Source organism: Acinetobacter sp. MF4640 (assembly GCF_002018895.1).
GTDB classification, from domain to species: Bacteria; Pseudomonadota; Gammaproteobacteria; order Pseudomonadales; family Moraxellaceae; genus Acinetobacter; species Acinetobacter johnsonii.
In genome coordinates this window covers 1-605 of record NZ_MVOM01000153.1, presented here as the reverse complement: position 1 = coordinate 605, position 605 = coordinate 1, and the positions used below count along the sequence as shown (strand labels likewise).

1 protein-coding gene is annotated in these 605 nt (G+C 41.2%); it reads left to right on the top strand.

The window, feature by feature from the left end:
• Positions 1-465, top strand: a 465-nt coding sequence (locus MF4640_RS18875; protein WP_078390506.1) for a DUF4113 domain-containing protein, incomplete at its 5' end; no start/stop codon positions are given.
• Positions 466-605 lie beyond the last annotated feature (140 nt).

The window sequence follows — 605 nt, the reverse complement described above, 5'->3', positions numbered from 1 at the left end:
CTTTATGTTGCTCGAGCCGTAAAGCGAATGCGGGAAGATGGCTCAATCTGCAAAATGATTGGGGTCTATATCCAAACCAGTCGCTTTGATAAGTCCGAGCGCTACTCGCCATATATCGTGGTTCAGATGCATGAGCATACAGACGACTTATTACTCATCACCAAGGCAGCAATGAAGGGTATCGATCAGATATTTAAGAAGGGTTTTAAGTACAAAAAGGCGGGAATCGTGCTGCTCGAAATTACGGATAAATCCAAATTTGTACCCGATCTATTCACGGACTATTCACATAGGCATGAACGCGAAAAACTTTCAGATGCCATCGAAGCCATCAGTGTACGGTTTGGGAAGAATCTCGTCACATTGGGAATTGCCAACAATCAAGAAGCCTCATGGCACATGAATCAAAACCTTAGATCACCATCGTATTTAACCAAATGGTCAGACTTACCAAGAATAGGATAAAAACATGCACTTATTTAAATTAAATGATGAACAACTCGCACAGCTTCTTATCCCGAAACGTTTTGTACCACCTACTCCAGCTGAATATGAAGGCAAGAACATGGTTTATGTTTTTGATAGTGAGGATAAGTTTGAACTGA